General features: G+C 67.6%; 14 protein-coding genes. 12 read left to right on the top strand and 2 right to left on the bottom strand.

Annotated features, from left to right (window positions below):
* The first annotated feature begins 37 nt into the window (after window positions 1-37).
* From I6J77_RS09630 to I6J77_RS09615, 4 genes are all read left to right on the top strand, one after another.
* Complete coding sequence (locus I6J77_RS09630) at window positions 38-2,746, top strand: bifunctional diguanylate cyclase/phosphodiesterase (protein ID WP_204108810.1); 2,709 nt, start codon at window positions 38-40, stop codon at window positions 2,744-2,746.
* Window positions 2,747-2,882: 136 nt separating this feature from the next.
* Entirely contained in the window at window positions 2,883-3,068 is a 186-nt protein-coding gene (locus I6J77_RS09625) for a hypothetical protein (RefSeq protein WP_204111535.1), read from the top strand.
* 55 nt (window positions 3,069-3,123) lie between these two features.
* Window positions 3,124-3,465, top strand: a complete 342-nt coding sequence (locus tag I6J77_RS09620; protein ID WP_204108809.1) for a carboxymuconolactone decarboxylase family protein — start codon at window positions 3,124-3,126, stop codon at window positions 3,463-3,465.
* A gap of 1 nt (window position 3,466) precedes the next feature.
* A complete protein-coding gene (locus I6J77_RS09615) occupies window positions 3,467-4,417 on the top strand; it encodes a PLP-dependent cysteine synthase family protein (protein ID WP_204108808.1) in 951 nt (316 codons plus the stop codon).
* 53 nt (window positions 4,418-4,470) lie between these two features.
* Here the strand turns inward: I6J77_RS09615 and I6J77_RS09610 are convergent, their stop codons facing one another.
* On the bottom strand, window positions 4,471-6,270 hold the full coding sequence (locus tag I6J77_RS09610) for an aminopeptidase P family protein (RefSeq protein WP_204108807.1): 1,800 nt from the start codon (window positions 6,268-6,270) through the stop codon (window positions 4,471-4,473).
* A gap of 144 nt (window positions 6,271-6,414) precedes the next feature.
* On the opposite strand from I6J77_RS09610, the gene I6J77_RS09605 reads away from it, so the two are divergent.
* The 8 genes from I6J77_RS09605 to truD are packed head-to-tail and all read left to right on the top strand — an operon-like array spanning window position 6,415 to window position 14,269.
* Window positions 6,415-8,085: a CTP synthase gene (locus I6J77_RS09605; RefSeq protein ID WP_056718366.1), complete on the top strand. Its 1,671-nt coding sequence runs from the start codon at window positions 6,415-6,417 to the stop codon at window positions 8,083-8,085.
* On the top strand, window positions 8,082-8,918 hold the full coding sequence (kdsA, locus tag I6J77_RS09600; RefSeq protein WP_007809120.1) for a 3-deoxy-8-phosphooctulonate synthase: 837 nt from the start codon (window positions 8,082-8,084) through the stop codon (window positions 8,916-8,918). The genes I6J77_RS09605 and kdsA overlap by 4 nt, the downstream gene beginning before the upstream one ends.
* A gap of 60 nt (window positions 8,919-8,978) precedes the next feature.
* Complete coding sequence (eno, locus tag I6J77_RS09595) at window positions 8,979-10,292, top strand: phosphopyruvate hydratase (RefSeq protein WP_204108806.1); 1,314 nt, start codon at window positions 8,979-8,981, stop codon at window positions 10,290-10,292.
* A gap of 17 nt (window positions 10,293-10,309) precedes the next feature.
* The gene (gene ftsB, locus I6J77_RS09590) at window positions 10,310-10,642 is read left to right on the top strand and encodes a cell division protein FtsB (protein ID WP_007809116.1); all 333 of its coding nucleotides are present in this window, start codon (window positions 10,310-10,312) and stop codon (window positions 10,640-10,642) included.
* On the top strand, window positions 10,639-11,334 hold the full coding sequence (gene ispD, locus I6J77_RS09585; protein WP_204108805.1) for a 2-C-methyl-D-erythritol 4-phosphate cytidylyltransferase: 696 nt from the start codon (window positions 10,639-10,641) through the stop codon (window positions 11,332-11,334). The genes ftsB and ispD overlap by 4 nt, the downstream gene beginning before the upstream one ends.
* On the top strand, window positions 11,334-11,807 hold the full coding sequence (gene ispF, locus I6J77_RS09580) for a 2-C-methyl-D-erythritol 2,4-cyclodiphosphate synthase (RefSeq protein WP_056718403.1): 474 nt from the start codon (window positions 11,334-11,336) through the stop codon (window positions 11,805-11,807). The genes ispD and ispF overlap by 1 nt, the downstream gene beginning before the upstream one ends.
* Entirely contained in the window at window positions 11,804-13,198 is a 1,395-nt protein-coding gene (mgtE, locus tag I6J77_RS09575) for a magnesium transporter (protein ID WP_056718369.1), read from the top strand. Before ispF ends, mgtE begins: the two co-directional genes overlap by 4 nt.
* Window positions 13,199-13,258: 60 nt before the next feature.
* Window positions 13,259-14,269, top strand: coding sequence for a tRNA pseudouridine(13) synthase TruD (gene truD / locus I6J77_RS09570; RefSeq protein WP_204108804.1), 1,011 nt, complete (start codon window positions 13,259-13,261; stop codon window positions 14,267-14,269).
* An 18-nt stretch (window positions 14,270-14,287) separates the two neighbouring features.
* Here truD and I6J77_RS09565 read toward each other — a convergent pair whose 3' ends face one another.
* Window positions 14,288-14,833, bottom strand: coding sequence for a Smr/MutS family protein (locus tag I6J77_RS09565; protein ID WP_204108803.1), 546 nt, complete (start codon window positions 14,831-14,833; stop codon window positions 14,288-14,290).
* Between the last annotated feature and the right edge of the window lie 17 nt (window positions 14,834-14,850).

Below are 14,850 nucleotides of genomic sequence, written 5' to 3'. Positions count from 1 at the left end.
GCGACTCAGCTTGCAACGACCGTTGTCACGACGCTTGATGCCGTTGGTGTACGGGCTCGTGGGCATGCTGGTGCTGATCCTGGCACTGACCTGGGGCGCACTGCAGCTGCAGGTGGCTCTCGCCGGTTTTCTCAACGGCGAGAGCATCTGGTCGAAGGCGCAGAAGCAGAGCGTGATTGCGCTGGAGAGCTACGCGATCTCCGGCGATCCGGCCGACCTGGCCAACTACCGCGAGAATTATGGTCTGCTGATGGCCGATCGCTCGGCCCGCGACCAGATCCTGTCCGGCAGCTATGACTACGAGGAAGTGGCCGGCGCCCTGCGCCGCAGCAATACCGTCACCATCGCGATCCCCGGCGTCATCTTCATGCTGCATCATTTTTCCGGTGCGCCCTACATGCGCGACGCGCTGGACGCCTGGCGTTCCACCGATACCTCGATTCACGACCTGAACACGATCGCCGACGCGCTGGCCGCCGGTTACGCGAGCGGCACGCCGGGACAGGCGGAGATCGCCCGTCAGCGCGCGCGCATCCACGCGATCAACAGTTACATCGAGCCGCGCAGCACGCTGTTCTCGCGCAAGATCGCCGATGGCGCGGTCTGGATGGGCCAGGTGCTGTTCTGGGGCGTATTCGGCGCCGGACTCATCGCCGCGCTGCTCTGGCTGGACATGGCGCGGCGGATTCTCGCCAGCGTGCGCGGCAGCGAAGAGCGCTATCGGCTGCTGTTCGACAGCGCCGCCGATGCGATCGTGATGATCGACGAATCCAGCGGGCGCATCCTGGACGTGAACCGCACCACCGCCAGCTGGACCGGGCGCAGCGCCGGCGAACTGGTCGGTGACCGTTTCGTGCACCTGTTCGTGCAGTCGATGGCCGGGCAGCAGGCCGGGCGGGCAGCCAGCAACCTGCTGCTGGGCGAGCAGGGCAGCACGCGCCCGGTGGAGTTGCAGACCAGCCTGGCCAACTGGGGCAGCCAGCCGGTGCGCCAGGCGATCATTCGCGACATCTCCGAGCGCCTGAAAATGGAGCAGGAGCGACGCATCGCGGCAGAGGCGCTGGCGGGCATCGCCGAGGGCGTGATCATCGCCGATGCGGAACGACGGGTGCTTTCCACCAACGAAGCCCATGTGGGGCTGACCGGATTTTCCAGCCAGGCGCTGATCGGCCGCCGCCTGGACGAGCATCGCCGCCTGCCCGATGGCAAGCCGCTGCCGCAGTCGATCTGGGACAGCGTGGCGGCCGGGCGGAACTGGAGCGGGGAGGTGCTCAGCAACCGCAACGACGGCAGCAGCTATCCCGAACACCTCAGCATCAGCGCCATCCGTGACGGGGAAGGGCAGCCGCAATATTACGTGGCCGTGTGCACCGACATCCACGAGGCCAAGGCCAGCCAGCAGCGGCTGGAACACATGGCGCGGCATGACCCGCTGACCGGCCTGGTCAACCGGGCCGAATTCGAGCGCCATTGCAGCGAGGCGATCGCGGTGGCCGAACGCGAGCGGCTGGCGGTGGTGGTGCTGTTCATCGACCTGGATGCATTCAAGATCGTCAACGACAGCTACAGCCACGCGATTGGCGACCGGCTGCTGGTCAAGGTGGCCGAGCGGATTCGCCGGCAGCTTTCCGATGGCGACGTGGCTGGCCGCATCGGTGGCGACGAGTTCACCGTGCTGATCCCGCGGCTGATCCTGCGCGAGGATGCCCGCACCATCGTCAACCGCCTGCTGGTCAGCCTGTCCGAACCCCTGCTGATCGACGATTACGAGATCGTGCTCAGCGCCAGCATCGGCGTGGCCGGCTATCCGCTGGACGGCGCCAACGCGGCGGCGCTGATCACCAACGCCGATGCGGCGATGTATGCGGCCAAGGCGGAAGAGCGCAACGCCTGCCGCTTCTATACGCCGATGATGCACGCCGACACGCGTCGGCGCCTGCAACTGGCCACCGAGTTGCGCCAGGCGCTGGCCCGCAATGAATTTCACCTGGTGTTCCAGCCCAGCGTGGAACTGCGCAGTGGACGCATCGTGGCGGTGGAGGCCCTGCTGCGCTGGCAGCATCCGGAGCGCGGCGAAATACTGCCGGGTGAGTTCATTCCGGTCGCCGAAGGGCTGGGCCTGATCCGGCGCATCGACGAGTGGGTGATGCAGACCACCTGCGCCCAGATCCAGGCATGGGACCTGGCCGGGGTGCCGCCGATCCGGGTGGCGGTGAACATCTCGGCCCGCTGGTTCGGCCACCCCGCCTTTGTCGACGGGGTCAACCGAGCGTTGCAGTCGAGGCAGCTGTCGGCAAGCCGCCTGCTGCTGGAGATCACCGAGAGCGCGATGTTGCGCCTGGGCGACGACATCGAACGCACCATGCAGACCCTGCATGCGCTGGGGATCGAGGTGGCGATCGACGATTTCGGCACCGGCTACTCGTCGATGGCTTACCTGAAGCTGCCGGCGGTGGCCTATCTGAAGATCGACCGCTCCTTCGTCACCGGTCTGCCCGGCGACGCCAACGACGCGGCAATCACCGAAGCGATGCTGGTGATGTCCAAGAGCCTTGGCCTGGTGACCATCGCCGAGGGCATCGAGACCGAGGCACAGCACGACTTCCTGTTGCGCAGTGGCTGCGTCGAGGGGCAGGGCTACCTGTATTCCCGTCCGCTGCAACCGGATGAGGTGCGCCATCTGTTGTGCCCGAACCAGCCGCCCGTGCCCGCGCGGCTGAAGCTGGTGCCGCCCAAGCGCAGCTGATCCGTCGCGCCTGCGCGCGATTCCGCGCAGGCAGCGCTCCGAACCGGTTGATCTGTATCAGTGCGCCCGTGCACCGTGTGCGCGACAGTGCATGAAAACCATCGGGAGGTGGACAGACATGGTCAGCCACGATTGCATGCCACTTCGCCACCGGCCGACTCCGCGCCAGGCTGGCGCTCCCCTGATTGCGGCGCGGTTTGGCCGTGATCGCGATGCCGAAGTGCGAGCCCGCGAGCGACGCATCGACGAGGAACTGGCACAGAGCTTCCCCGCCAGCGACCCGCCGGGCTGGGTGCAGGGTGCCGCGCCCCCGCCGCATTGATACCCGTCGACGACGAGGCCGAGCAACCCCATTCCGGATCATCGAGGAGGATGAAATGGACGTATCGATGTATCCGCCTGCCACGGCGGAAACCGCGCGCAAGCGGCGCGAGCTGGCGCCTGCGCCGCTGCAGGCCTTCAAGGCTTTCAGCGCGGCAGTCTTCGCCGATGGCGCCTTGCCGAATGTCACCAAGCAGCTGATCGCGGTGGCGGTGGCGCATGTCACCCAGTGTCCCTACTGCATCAGGGGACACACCGCCGAGGCGTTGAAGCAGGGCGCCAGCGAGGCGCAGATCATGGAGGCGATCTGGGTGGCTGCCGAGATGCGTGCCGGCGGGGCGTACGCGCACTCCACGCTGGCGCTGGACGTGATGTCGCACCAGCATGGAGCCGCCTGACATGGCCACGCGTTGCGCCGGAGTATCTGCCAACATTCTCGACGCGGTGGGCGACACGCCGCTGCTGGAGATCGAGGGCGTCTACGCCAAGCTCGAATTCCTCAATCCTTCCGGCTCGATCAAGGCGCGCATTGCGAAATACATGATCGAGCGCGCCGAGCAGGAGGGCCTGCTCAAGCCCGGCGACACCATCGTCGAGGCGACCAGCGGCAACACCGGCAATGCGCTGTCGATGGTGGCGGCGGTGAAGGGCTATCGCATGCTGGTGGTGATGCCCGAGGGGCTGTCCAGCGAACGGGTGGCGATTTCGCGGGCATTCGGGGCCGAGGTGCTGTTCTGCGGCAACTTCCACGTCAACGAGGCGCTGAAGCGGGCGCGCGAACTGGGCCAACAGCCGGGCTACTTCGCCCCGGCCCAGTTCGAGTCGGAATGGAACGTCGAGGAAAACCGGGTGGTGCTGGGGCCGGAGATCCTGGCCCAATTGCCGAGTGGCCGGTTGCCCGATGCGCTGGTGCTGGGCGTCGGCACCGGCGGCACCCTGATCGGCGTGGGCCAGGCGTTCCGCGCGGTCAATCCGGACGTGCGGCTGTTCGCGATGGAGCCGTCCGAGTCGTGCACGATCCTGTGCGGCGAGATCGCCACGCACACCATCGAGGGCATTTCCGACGGCTTCGTGCCGGGCATCTTCCAGCGCCACGCGAGCCTGGTGAACGAGGTGCTCAGCGTGTCCAGCGCCGACGCGGTAGCCGAGATGAAGCGGCTGGCACGAACCCACGGCCTGTTCTGCGGGCCGAGTTCGGGAGCGTACCTGCTGGCCGCCAAGCGGATCCGGCAGAACTTCCCCGAACTGAAGACCGTGGTGACGGCGTTCTGCGACGAGGGCGAGAAGTACCTGCACGAATACTTCATGCAGCCCGCAGCGGCCGAGGTCGACGCGACGCACTTTCGCTGAGCGGTGCCTGCGGCACTCCCGCAGGCACCGCCCGCCGGCGTTTCGAGCAGGACCTACAGCGCTGCGCAGTGGCGGTTCAGCCACTCCAGATCCGCTTCTTCCAGCAGCGGACTGAGCGCGGCGCGCACGCTGGCGTGATAGTCGTCCAGCCAGGCGCGTTCTTCCGGATTGAGCAGGCCCGGCTCCAGTGCGCGGCGGTCGAACGGGCACATGGTCAGCGTCTCGAAGGCGAGGAACTCGCCGAACTCGGTCTGCTCGGCCTCGACCACCACTGCCAGGTTCTCATGGCGGATGCCGTGCCGGCCTGGCTTGTACAGGCCCGGCTCGATCGAGCTGATCATGCCAGGCTCCAGCGCCACCAGCGCCCCGCCGGGCACCGGCGCGCGGATGCCGTGCGGGCCTTCGTGCACGTTGAGGAAGTAGCCCACGCCGTGACCGGTGCCGTGGCCGTAATCCATCCCGGCCGCCCACAGCGGCGCCCGCGCCAGGGCATCCAGCTGCGGGCCGCTGGCGCCTTTCGGGAAGCGCGCCCGCGACAGGTTGATCATGCCCTTCATCACCAGGGTCGCATCGCGGCGTTGCTCGGCGGTGGTCTCGCCCAAGGCCAGCACGCGGGTGATGTCGGTGGTGCCGCCGAGATACTGGCCGCCCGAATCGATCAGCAGCAGGCCCTTCGCCTGCAGCGTGCTGTGCGCTTCGGGCGTGGCGCGGTAATGCGGCAGCGCGCCGTTGGCCTGGTAGCCGGCGATGGTGGCGAAGCTCTCGCCCACCCAGCCCGGCTGGGCCGAGCGCTCCTCGCGCAGCACCGTGTCCACGTCCAGTTCGGTGACCGCCATGCCCGCGGCCAGGCGCTGCTCCAGTCGGCGGAATCCGCGCACCAGGGCGGCGCCGTCGCGGCGCATCACGTCGCGGACATGTTCGAGTTCGGCGGCGCTCTTCACGGCCTTGAAGGCGGTGCTGGGGTTGGCCGCCTCGATCCGGGTCACCGCTGGCGCGATCGCCGCCGCGATGGTGTCGACCACCCGACTGCTGTCCAGCAGCAGGCGCTCGTTCGCCCCCAGCTCGTTCAGCACGGAGGTGACCGAGGCGTAGTCGGCGATGGCGATGCCGTCGGCGGCCAGCCGCGCGACCAGAGCATCGGTGAGCTTGGCGCGTCCGACGAACAGCGTGGCTCGCTGATCGGCCTGAACCAGCAGGTGGGCCAGGAACACCGGATTGCACTCGACGTCGCTGCCACGCAGGTTGGTCAGCCAGGCGATGTCGTCGAGGCTGGACAGCAGGTGATGGGTGGCGCCGAGCTTGTGCATCGCCTTGCGCAGTCGGCTGAACTTGTCCGCGCGCGCAATGCACGCGTAAACGGGGTCGTGTTCGACCACCGCCGCCTGCGGCAGCGCGGGTCGATCCGGCCAGATCGCACCGGGCAGGTCCAGGTCGGTGCGCAGGCTGGCGCCGGTGCCGGCCAGATGCCGTTCGATCTGCTGGCGCGTGGTGACCGACACGCTGTCGCCGGCCACGGCCAGCACGTCACCCTGGTGCAGGTGCTGCTGCAACCACGCCAGGTGTTCGGGGGTATGCGGCACGCGCAGTTTCATCAGGCGGATGCCGCTGCCTGCCAGCTGCTGCTCGGCCTGGGAGAAATAGCGCGAGTCGGTCCACAGCCCGGCCTCGTCGCGGCTCACGATCAGGGTGCCGGCCGAGCCGGTGAAGCCGGACAGCCATTCCCGGGCGGACCAGTGCGCGGGGAGGTATTCGGACAGGTGGGGATCGGCGCTGGGAACCAGCACGGCGGCAACGCCATGCTGCTGCATGGCCGCGCGCAAGGCGGCAAGACGGGCGGGGACGGGGCTGTTCATCCGGTCATGCTAGCAGGCCGCCCGCGGCTGTTTCACGCTCCCCGGGGGCGCGTAAATGAACTGATCGCGAGGAAAATTCATCTGCCATCTCGCAGTGAAACGCTTCTGCAGCTAAAATGCCTAATTTCCGCACGGCTGCTTTCCATGACCCCCCTGATTTTCGTCACCGGCGGTGTGGTGTCCTCGCTTGGCAAGGGCATTGCTGCGGCGTCGCTCGCTTCCATCCTCGAAGCCCGCGGCCTCTCGGTCACCATGATGAAGCTCGATCCCTACATCAATGTGGATCCGGGCACGATGAGTCCGTTCCAGCACGGTGAGGTGTATGTCACCGATGACGGCGCCGAGACCGACCTCGACCTTGGCCACTACGAGCGCTTCCTGCGCACCCGCCTCACCGGCAAGAACTCGATCACCACCGGCAAGATCTACGAGAGCGTGATCCGCAAGGAGCGCCGCGGCGACTATCTGGGCGCCACCGTGCAGGTGATCCCGCACATCACCGACGAGATCAAGCACTGCATCCACGAGGCCACCCGCGGCTTCGACGTGGCGCTGGTGGAGATCGGCGGCACCGTGGGCGACATCGAGTCGCTGCCGTTCCTGGAGGCGATCCGCCAGCTGCGCATCGAGCACGGTCCGGAGAAGGTGGTGTTCATGCACCTGACCCTGGTGCCGTTCATCAAGGCTGCCGGCGAGATCAAGACCAAGCCCACCCAGCACTCGGTGAAGGAACTGCGCTCGATCGGCATCCAGCCGGACATCCTGCTGTGTCGCTGCGAGCAGCCGCTGCCCGAAGGCGAGCGCCGCAAGATCGCGCTGTTCACCAACGTGCCGGAGCAGGCGGTGATCAGCGCCGCCGACGTGGACATCATCTACAAGCAGCCGCTGTACCTGCATGAGCAGGGGCTGGACGACATCGTGGTCAAGCGCCTGAACCTGGACGCCAAGCCGGCCGACCTGTCCGAATGGCAGCGCACGGTGGACGCGGTGGAGCATCCGAAGGACGAGATCACCGTCGCCATCGTGGGCAAGTACGTCGAGCACAAGGACGCCTACAAGTCGCTGGGCGAGGCGCTGCGTCATGGCGGCATCAAGCAGCAGACGCGGGTGAACCTGGACTGGATCGACTCCGAGCAGATCGAGGCCGATGGCGCCGCCAGCGTGCTGGGCAAGGTCGATGCGATCCTGGTGCCCGGCGGTTTCGGCAAGCGCGGTTTCGAGGGCAAGGTGCTGGCCGCGAAGTACGCCCGCGAGCATGGCGTGCCGTATTTCGGCATCTGCTACGGCATGCATGCGGCGGTGGTGGACTTCGCCCGGCATGTCGCCGGCCTGGCTGATGCCGACTCCAGCGAGAACGATCGCAATACCGCCAATCCGGTGATTGCACTGATCACCGAATGGACCACCGCCACCGGCGAGGTGGAGCAGCGCAGCGACCGTTCCGACCTCGGTGGCACCATGCGCCTGGGCGCGCAGGAATGCCGCCTGAAGGCGGGCACGCTGGCGCGCGAGATGTACGGCCAGGATGTGGTGCGCGAGCGGCATCGCCATCGCTACGAATTCAACAATCGCTATCGCCAGTCGTTCGAGGACCTGGGCCTGGTGATCTCCGGCAAGTCGATGGATGACCTGCTGGTGGAGATCGTCGAGCTGCCGCAACAGCAGCATCCGTGGTTCCTCGGCTGCCAGGCGCATCCGGAGTTCACCTCGACCCCGCGCGATGGCCATCCGCTGTTCAGCGGCTTCGTGCACGCCGCGCGCGAGTTCAAGGCCGTCCATGCAGGCGACAAACTGGCGCAGGAGTCCGTGGCATGAAGCTTTGTGGCGTCGAGGTAGGCCTGGACCAGCGGCTGTTCCTGATCGCCGGCCCCTGCGTGGTCGAATCCGAACAGTTGCAGCTGGACACCGCCGGCACGCTGAAGGAGATCACCGGCCGGCTGGGCGTCCACTTCATCTTCAAGTCCAGCTTCGACAAGGCGAACCGGTCGTCGGGCGACAGCTTCCGTGGCCCGGGCCTGGAAGAAGGCCTGCGCATCCTGGCCGAGGTGAAGCGCCAGATCGGCGTGCCGCTGCTCACCGACGTGCACGAATACACGCCGATGGACGAGGTGGCCTCGGTGGTCGACGTGCTGCAGACGCCGGCCTTCCTGTGCCGGCAGACCGACTTCATCCAGAAGGTGGCGCGCGCCGGCAAGCCGGTGAACATCAAGAAGGGCCAGTTCCTGGCGCCGTGGGACATGAAGCACGTGGTGGCCAAGGCCAAGGCCGTGGGCAACGACGACATCATGGTGTGCGAGCGCGGCGCCAGCTTCGGCTACAACAACCTGGTGTCGGACATGCGCTCGCTCAGCGTGATGCGCGAGACCGGCTGCCCGGTGGTGTTCGACGCGACCCATTCGGTGCAGTTGCCGGGCGGACAGGGCGCCAGTTCGGGCGGCCAGCGCGAGTTCGTGCCGGTGCTGGCGCGCGCGGCGGTGGCCGTGGGCGTGGCCGGCCTGTTCGCCGAGACCCATCCCGATCCCAGCAAGGCGCTGTCCGATGGGCCGAATGCCTGGCCGCTGGGCAAGATGGAAGCGCTGCTGGAAACGCTGCTGGAGCTGGATGCCGTGACCAAGCGGCATCGCTTCCTGGAGCAGGATGTTTCCTGAAACACCGGGCGCAGCGATGCGCCCGTTCCAACTCTTTCACCATCAGCTTACGGAAACCGCATGAGCACCCAGATCACCCGCATCCACGCCCGTGAAATCCTCGACTCGCGCGGCAATCCCACGCTGGAAGCCGAAGTCACCCTGGCCGACGGCAGCTTCGGCCGTGCGGCCGTGCCCAGCGGCGCCTCCACCGGTTCGCGCGAGGCGGTCGAGCTGCGCGACGGTGACAAGTCGCGCTACGGCGGCAAGGGCGTGAAGAACGCGGTGGCCAACGTCAACGGCACGATTGCCGACACGCTGAAGGGCTTCGATGCGGCCAACCAGAAAGGTCTGGATGCGAAGTTGATCGCGCTGGACGGCACCCCGAACAAGGGCAAGCTCGGTGCGAACGCGCTGCTCGGCGTTTCGATGGCAGCGGCGCACGCGGTGGCTGCCTCGCGCGGCGAGCCGCTGTGGAAGTACCTGTCCAGCTTCAATCAGGCTGGCGGCAAGCCCGGCGCGTTGCCGGTGCCGATGATGAACATCATCAACGGCGGCGAGCATGCGGACAACAACATCGACGTGCAGGAGTTCATGGTGCTGCCGGTGGGCATGCCGAGCTTCGCCGAGGCGCTGCGCGCCGGTGCGGAGATCTTCCATGCGCTGAAGAGCGTGCTGAAGGGCAAGGGCCTCAACACGGCGGTGGGCGACGAGGGCGGCTTCGCGCCGAACCTGCGTTCCAACATCGAGGCGCTCGATACCATCCTCGAGGCGATCCACAAGACCGGCTACAAGGTCGGCAGCGAGATCCTGCTCGGCCTGGATGCCGCCAGCTCGGAGTTCTACAAGGACGGCAAGTACGACCTGGCCGGCGAAGGCAAGCAGTACAGCCCGGCCCAGTTCGTCGACCTGCTGGCTGGCTGGGCCAAGCAGTACCCGATCGTCACCATCGAGGACGGCATGGCCGAAGGCGACTGGGACGGCTGGAAGCTGCTCACCGACACCATCGGTGATCGCGTGCAGGTGGTCGGCGACGACCTGTTCGTGACCAATCCGACGATCTTCCGCGAAGGCATCGAGAAGAAGATCGCCAACTCGATCCTGATCAAGGTGAACCAGATCGGCACGCTGTCCGAAACGCTGGAAGCGATCGCGATGGCCGACGCGGCGAAGTATTCGGCGGTGATCTCGCACCGCTCCGGCGAGACCGAGGACACCACCATCGCCGACATCGCAGTGGCCACCACGGCCACCCAGATCAAGACCGGCTCGCTGTGCCGCAGCGACCGCGTGGCCAAGTACAACCAGTTGCTGCGCATCGAGGAAGCGCTGGGTTCGGCGGCACGCTACGCCGGGCGCGACGCCTTCCCCAACCTCAGCCGCCTGCCGGGCTGAGCGGGCAGCCCGCTCCCATGCTGCGCTGGATCGCCGTCATCCTGATCCTGCTGCTGATCGGTCTGCAGCTGAAGCTGTGGACCGGCAACGGCAGCATGCGCGAGGTGGACACCTTGCGCGTGGCGGTGAAAAAGCAGACGGACGACAACGCAAAGCTGCTGCAGCGCAACCAGGCGGTCGGTGCCGACGTGCAGGATCTCAAGCACGGCGACCAGGCGGTCGAGGCGCGGGCGCGCACCGAACTGGGCCTGATCAAGCCGGGCGAAGTGTTCTACCAGGTGGTCGAGCCGCCTGCCGGCGCTGGCAGCAGTACGCCACCGCCGGTCGCCCAACCCGCCGGATCGCCATGAGCGCGGCTCGGCTGTGGTGCGTGGTGCCGGCCGCAGGGCGCGGTACCCGGGTCGGCGGTGACTGCCCCAAGCAGTACCTGCCGCTGGCCGGACGTCCGTTGATCGAGCACACCCTGGAGCGGCTCGCCGCGCATCCGCGCATCGCCGGCCTGCTGGTGACGCTGGCCGCCACGGATGCGCACTGGTCGGGCATGGAAACGCTGCACGGCAAGCCGGTGCTGGCCGCGATCGGCGGAGCGGAGCGCAGCGATTCGGTGCTGGCCGGGCTGCAGGCCTTGCCCGCATCGGTGGCCGCCGATGATTTCGTCTTGGTGCACGACGCCGCGCGGCCGTGTGTACGCACGGCGGATATCGACAGGCTGATCGAACTGGCCAGTGCCAGGGACGGCGGCCTGCTGGGCGCGCCGCTGCGCGACACGCTGAAGCGGGCCAATGCCGACGGGTGCAGCGAATTCACCGAAGCACGCGACCTGCGCTGGCGCGCCTTCACGCCACAGATGTTCCGTCGTGCTCAACTGTCGGCGGCGCTGGGTGACGCGGCGCGGCGCGGCGTGAATGTCAGCGACGAGGCGATGGCGATGGAACAGGCCGGCTTCGCACCGCTGCTGGTCGAAGGCGCCGAGGACAACATCAAGGTGACCACGGCAGCGGACTTCGCGCTGGCCGAATTCCTGCTTTCAAGGACTGCATGATGCGCATCGGTACAGGTTTCGATGTCCACGCCTTTGGCGAAGGCGACCATGTCGTCCTCGGCGGCGTGCGCATCGCGCATCGACGGGGCGTGGTGGCGCATTCCGATGGCGACGTGGTGATCCATGCGCTGTGCGACGCGATCTTCGGCGCGCTGGCGCTGGGCGACATCGGCCGGCATTTTCCGCCCACCGACGAACGCTGGCGCGACGCCGACAGCCGCCAGTTCCTGCGGCATGCGGCGATGCTGATGGCCCAGCATGGCTACCGGCTGGGCAACGCCGACATCACGGTGATCGGCGAGGCACCCAAGGTCACCCCGCACGCGCAGGCGATGCGCGAGAACCTGGCGGTCGACCTGGACTGCGGGGTCGGCTGCATCAGCGTGAAGGCAACCACCACCGAGAAACTCGGCTTTTGCGGCCGTGGCGAAGGGATCGCGGCCCAGGCCTGCGTCCTGCTGGAGCGCGCGTGAGCGAGATCGAGACCCGCAGTGCGGTCGGTCGCCTGCATGACCAGCTTGAAGCCATTCAGGGCGTGCTTCACCGGCAGGACGACGATGTTCCGCTGACCGAAGAGCTGCAGGCCGAGTTGCGCCTGCAACTGGATGCGCTGCATCCGGCCGATATCGCCTTCATCCTCGAATCGCTGCCGCTGGACGACCGCCTCGCGGTCTGGCAGCTGGTCAAGGCCGATCGCGACGGCGAGATCCTGCTGGAAGTGTCCGACGCGGTGCGCGAGTCGCTGATCGCGGACATGGACCGGCACGAGATCCTCGCCGCGGCCGAAACGCTGGACGCCGACGAACTGGCCGACCTGGTCGAGGACCTGCCCACGGCGATGCTGCCGGAGCTGATGGCCGGCCTAGATGCGCAACAGCGCGAGCAGGTGCAGTCGGCGCTGTCGTGGGAGGACGACCAGCTCGGCGCGCTGATGGACTTCGAGATGGTCACCATCCGCGAGGACGTCAGCCTGGAAGTGGTGCTGCGCTACCTGCGCCGCTGGGACGAACTGCCGGCGCAGACCGACAAGCTGTTCGTGATCAACCAGGACAACCTGCTGACCGGCGTGCTGCCGCTGCACTGGTTGCTGGTGAATCCGCCGGAGAAGATGGTCAGCGAGGTGATGGCGCCGGACGTCAACACCTTCCACCCGGCCGATGACGCCTACGACGTAGCCCAGGCGTTCGAACGCTACGACCTGGTGACCGCGCCGGTGGTCGACGACCGCGGCCACCTGATCGGCCGCATCACCATCGACGCGATGGTCGACGTGATCCGCGAGGAGAGCGAAAGCGAGGCACTCAGCCGCGGCGGCCTGCGCGAGGAGGAAGACATCTTCGCCTCGGTGTGGGCCTCGCTGAAGAACCGCTGGTCGTGGCTGGCGATCAATTTGGTCACCGCCTTCATCGCCTCGCGGGTGATCGGCCTGTTCGAGGGCTCGATCGAGCGGCTGGTGGCGCTGGCCGCGCTGATGCCGATCGTGGCCGGCATCGGCGGCAATTCCGGCAACCAGACCATCACCATGATCGTGCGCGCGCTGGCGCTGAACCAGATCACCGCCGAGAGCGCCAAGCGCCTGTGGCGCAAGGAACTGACCGTGTCGCTGGTCAACGGCCTGATCTGGGGCGGGGTGATCGGCCTGGTGGCGTGGTTGCTGTACGACAGCCTCTCGCTGGGCCTGGTGATGACGGCGGCGATGACGCTGAACCTGCTGCTGGCGGCGTTTGCCGGTGTCGGCATTCCCGTGCTGATGACGAAATTCGGGCGCGATCCGGCGCTGGGTTCCAGCGTGCTGATCACCGCGATGACCGACAGCGGCGGCTTTTTCATCTTCCTTGGACTGGCCACGATCTTTCTGGTCTAGTCCGGGCCGGGCGCGCCCGCCGCTGCACGCCATTGCGAATCATCGTTGCCGGGAACCCCCATGTCTGAACTTCCCCAAGCCTTTGGCCACCCTCCGCTGACTGCCCGGATGCGCGTCAGCGCCGAGGATTTCCAGGTCGAGGAAGTGCTGGGCCATGACGCCGACGGCGCCGGCGAGCACGCCCTGCTGTGGGTGGAAAAGCGCGGTGCGAATACCGACTGGGTCGCCCGCGAACTGGCGAAATTCGCCGGCGTGCCCCCGCTGGCGGTGGGTTTTGCCGGACTGAAGGATCGCCACGCGGTGACCCGCCAGACCTTTTCGGTGCAACTGGCCGGCAAGCCCGATCCGGACTGGTCGGCCTTTCCCCATGCCGAGGTGAAGGTGCTGGCCGCCACCCGCCATTCGCGCAAGCTCAAGCGCGGTGCGCTGCGCGGCAACCGCTTCGTGCTGGTGTTGCGCGAGGCCGCGGGCGACCGCGCTGCCGCCGAGGCCGTGCTCGCGCAGATCGCCGCCCGGGGCGTGCCGAACTACTTCGGCGAACAGCGCTTCGGCCGGGAAGGCGGCAACGTCGCCCAGGCCCGCGCGATGTTCGGCGGGCGCCGCGTCGACCGCGACAAGCGCTCGATGCTGCTGTCGGCGGCCCGCTCGCAGATCTTCAACAACGTCCTGGCGGCGCGGGTCGAGCGCAACGCCTGGGATACGCCGCTGCAGGGCGAGATCTGGTCGCTGGCCGGCTCGCGTTCCTGGTTCGGGCCCGAGCCGTTCACGCCCGAGCTGGCCGAGCGCCTGGCCCGCGCCGACATCCATCCCTCCGGCCCGTTGTGGGGGCAGGGCGAGCCGCCCTCCGAAAATGAAGTGGGTGAGCTGGAACGCGGGATCGCCGCGCAGGACAGTGACCTCGTGGCGGGTCTGGTGGCGGCACGGATGGACCAGGAGCGCCGGCCGTTGCGTCTGCTGCCGAAGGACTTGCGCTGGCATTGGCTGGCCGACGATGCGCTGGAGCTGTCGTTCGAATTGCCCGCGGGCGCCTATGCCACGGTGGTCGTGCGCGAGTTGGCCACGATCGTGTAGCGGATGGTGCTGCCGGGGTCAGCCCTTGAGCAGCACGACGACCGCGCCGGTGCCGCCCAACGCTGGCCGCGCCGAGGCGAACGCGATCACGTCGTCGCGCCGGCGCAGCATGCGATCGGTGAGTCCCTTCAGTACCGGCCCGGCGGACTTCGAGCGCAAGCCCTTGCCATGCACGATGCGTACGCAGCGCAGCCCGTGTTGCTTCGCTTCGGCGAGGAAGGCCACGATGCTGGTCTGTGCGGCGGCGGCGTTCATCTGGTGCAGGTCGAGGTCGTCCTGCACGCTGAACTGGCCACGCTTGAGCTGGCGCAGCAGCTTCGGCGGATAGCCGTCTCGCAGGTAGGCCAGCTCTTCGCCGACTTCGAGCACGGCCGGGTCGAACGCCATGTCCAGCAGCTCGCCCGGCACGGCCGCTTCGTCGGCCTCCAGCATGTGCGGGTACGGCGCCGGCCGCGCCGCAGCCGGCGGTGCAGCCACCGGGTCGAGCACGCGCACCTCGCCGATCGCCTCGCGAAACAGCTGGCTGTCGGCATCGGTGATCGGAGCGGGCGGACGGCGCTTCATCGGGCCATGCTAACCAA

This window comes from Rhodanobacter sp. FDAARGOS 1247, assembly GCF_016889805.1.
Lineage (GTDB): Bacteria > Pseudomonadota > Gammaproteobacteria > Xanthomonadales > Rhodanobacteraceae > Rhodanobacter.
This window is presented reverse-complemented; position numbering and strand designations above follow the sequence as displayed.

Bases quoted from the DNA above. Each gene is read 5' to 3' on its own strand.
- I6J77_RS09620 (WP_204108809.1), top strand. From the start codon at position 3,124: ATGGACGTATCGATGTATCCGCCTGCCACGGCGGAAACCGCGCGCAAG.
- I6J77_RS09565 (WP_204108803.1), bottom strand. From the start codon at position 14,833: ATGAAGCGCCGTCCGCCCGCTCCGATCACCGATGCCGACAGCCAGCTG.
- ftsB (WP_007809116.1), top strand. From the start codon at position 10,310: ATGCTGCGCTGGATCGCCGTCATCCTGATCCTGCTGCTGATCGGTCTG.
- ispF (WP_056718403.1), top strand. From the start codon at position 11,334: ATGCGCATCGGTACAGGTTTCGATGTCCACGCCTTTGGCGAAGGCGAC.
- truD (WP_204108804.1), top strand. From the start codon at position 13,259: ATGTCTGAACTTCCCCAAGCCTTTGGCCACCCTCCGCTGACTGCCCGG.
- I6J77_RS09610 (WP_204108807.1), bottom strand. From the start codon at position 6,270: ATGAACAGCCCCGTCCCCGCCCGTCTTGCCGCCTTGCGCGCGGCCATG.
- ispD (WP_204108805.1), top strand. From the start codon at position 10,639: ATGAGCGCGGCTCGGCTGTGGTGCGTGGTGCCGGCCGCAGGGCGCGGT.
- I6J77_RS09605 (WP_056718366.1), top strand. From the start codon at position 6,415: ATGACCCCCCTGATTTTCGTCACCGGCGGTGTGGTGTCCTCGCTTGGC.
- kdsA (WP_007809120.1), top strand. From the start codon at position 8,082: ATGAAGCTTTGTGGCGTCGAGGTAGGCCTGGACCAGCGGCTGTTCCTG.
- I6J77_RS09630 (WP_204108810.1), top strand. From the start codon at position 38: ATGCCGTTGGTGTACGGGCTCGTGGGCATGCTGGTGCTGATCCTGGCA.
- eno (WP_204108806.1), top strand. From the start codon at position 8,979: ATGAGCACCCAGATCACCCGCATCCACGCCCGTGAAATCCTCGACTCG.
- I6J77_RS09625 (WP_204111535.1), top strand. From the start codon at position 2,883: ATGCCACTTCGCCACCGGCCGACTCCGCGCCAGGCTGGCGCTCCCCTG.
- I6J77_RS09615 (WP_204108808.1), top strand. From the start codon at position 3,467: ATGGCCACGCGTTGCGCCGGAGTATCTGCCAACATTCTCGACGCGGTG.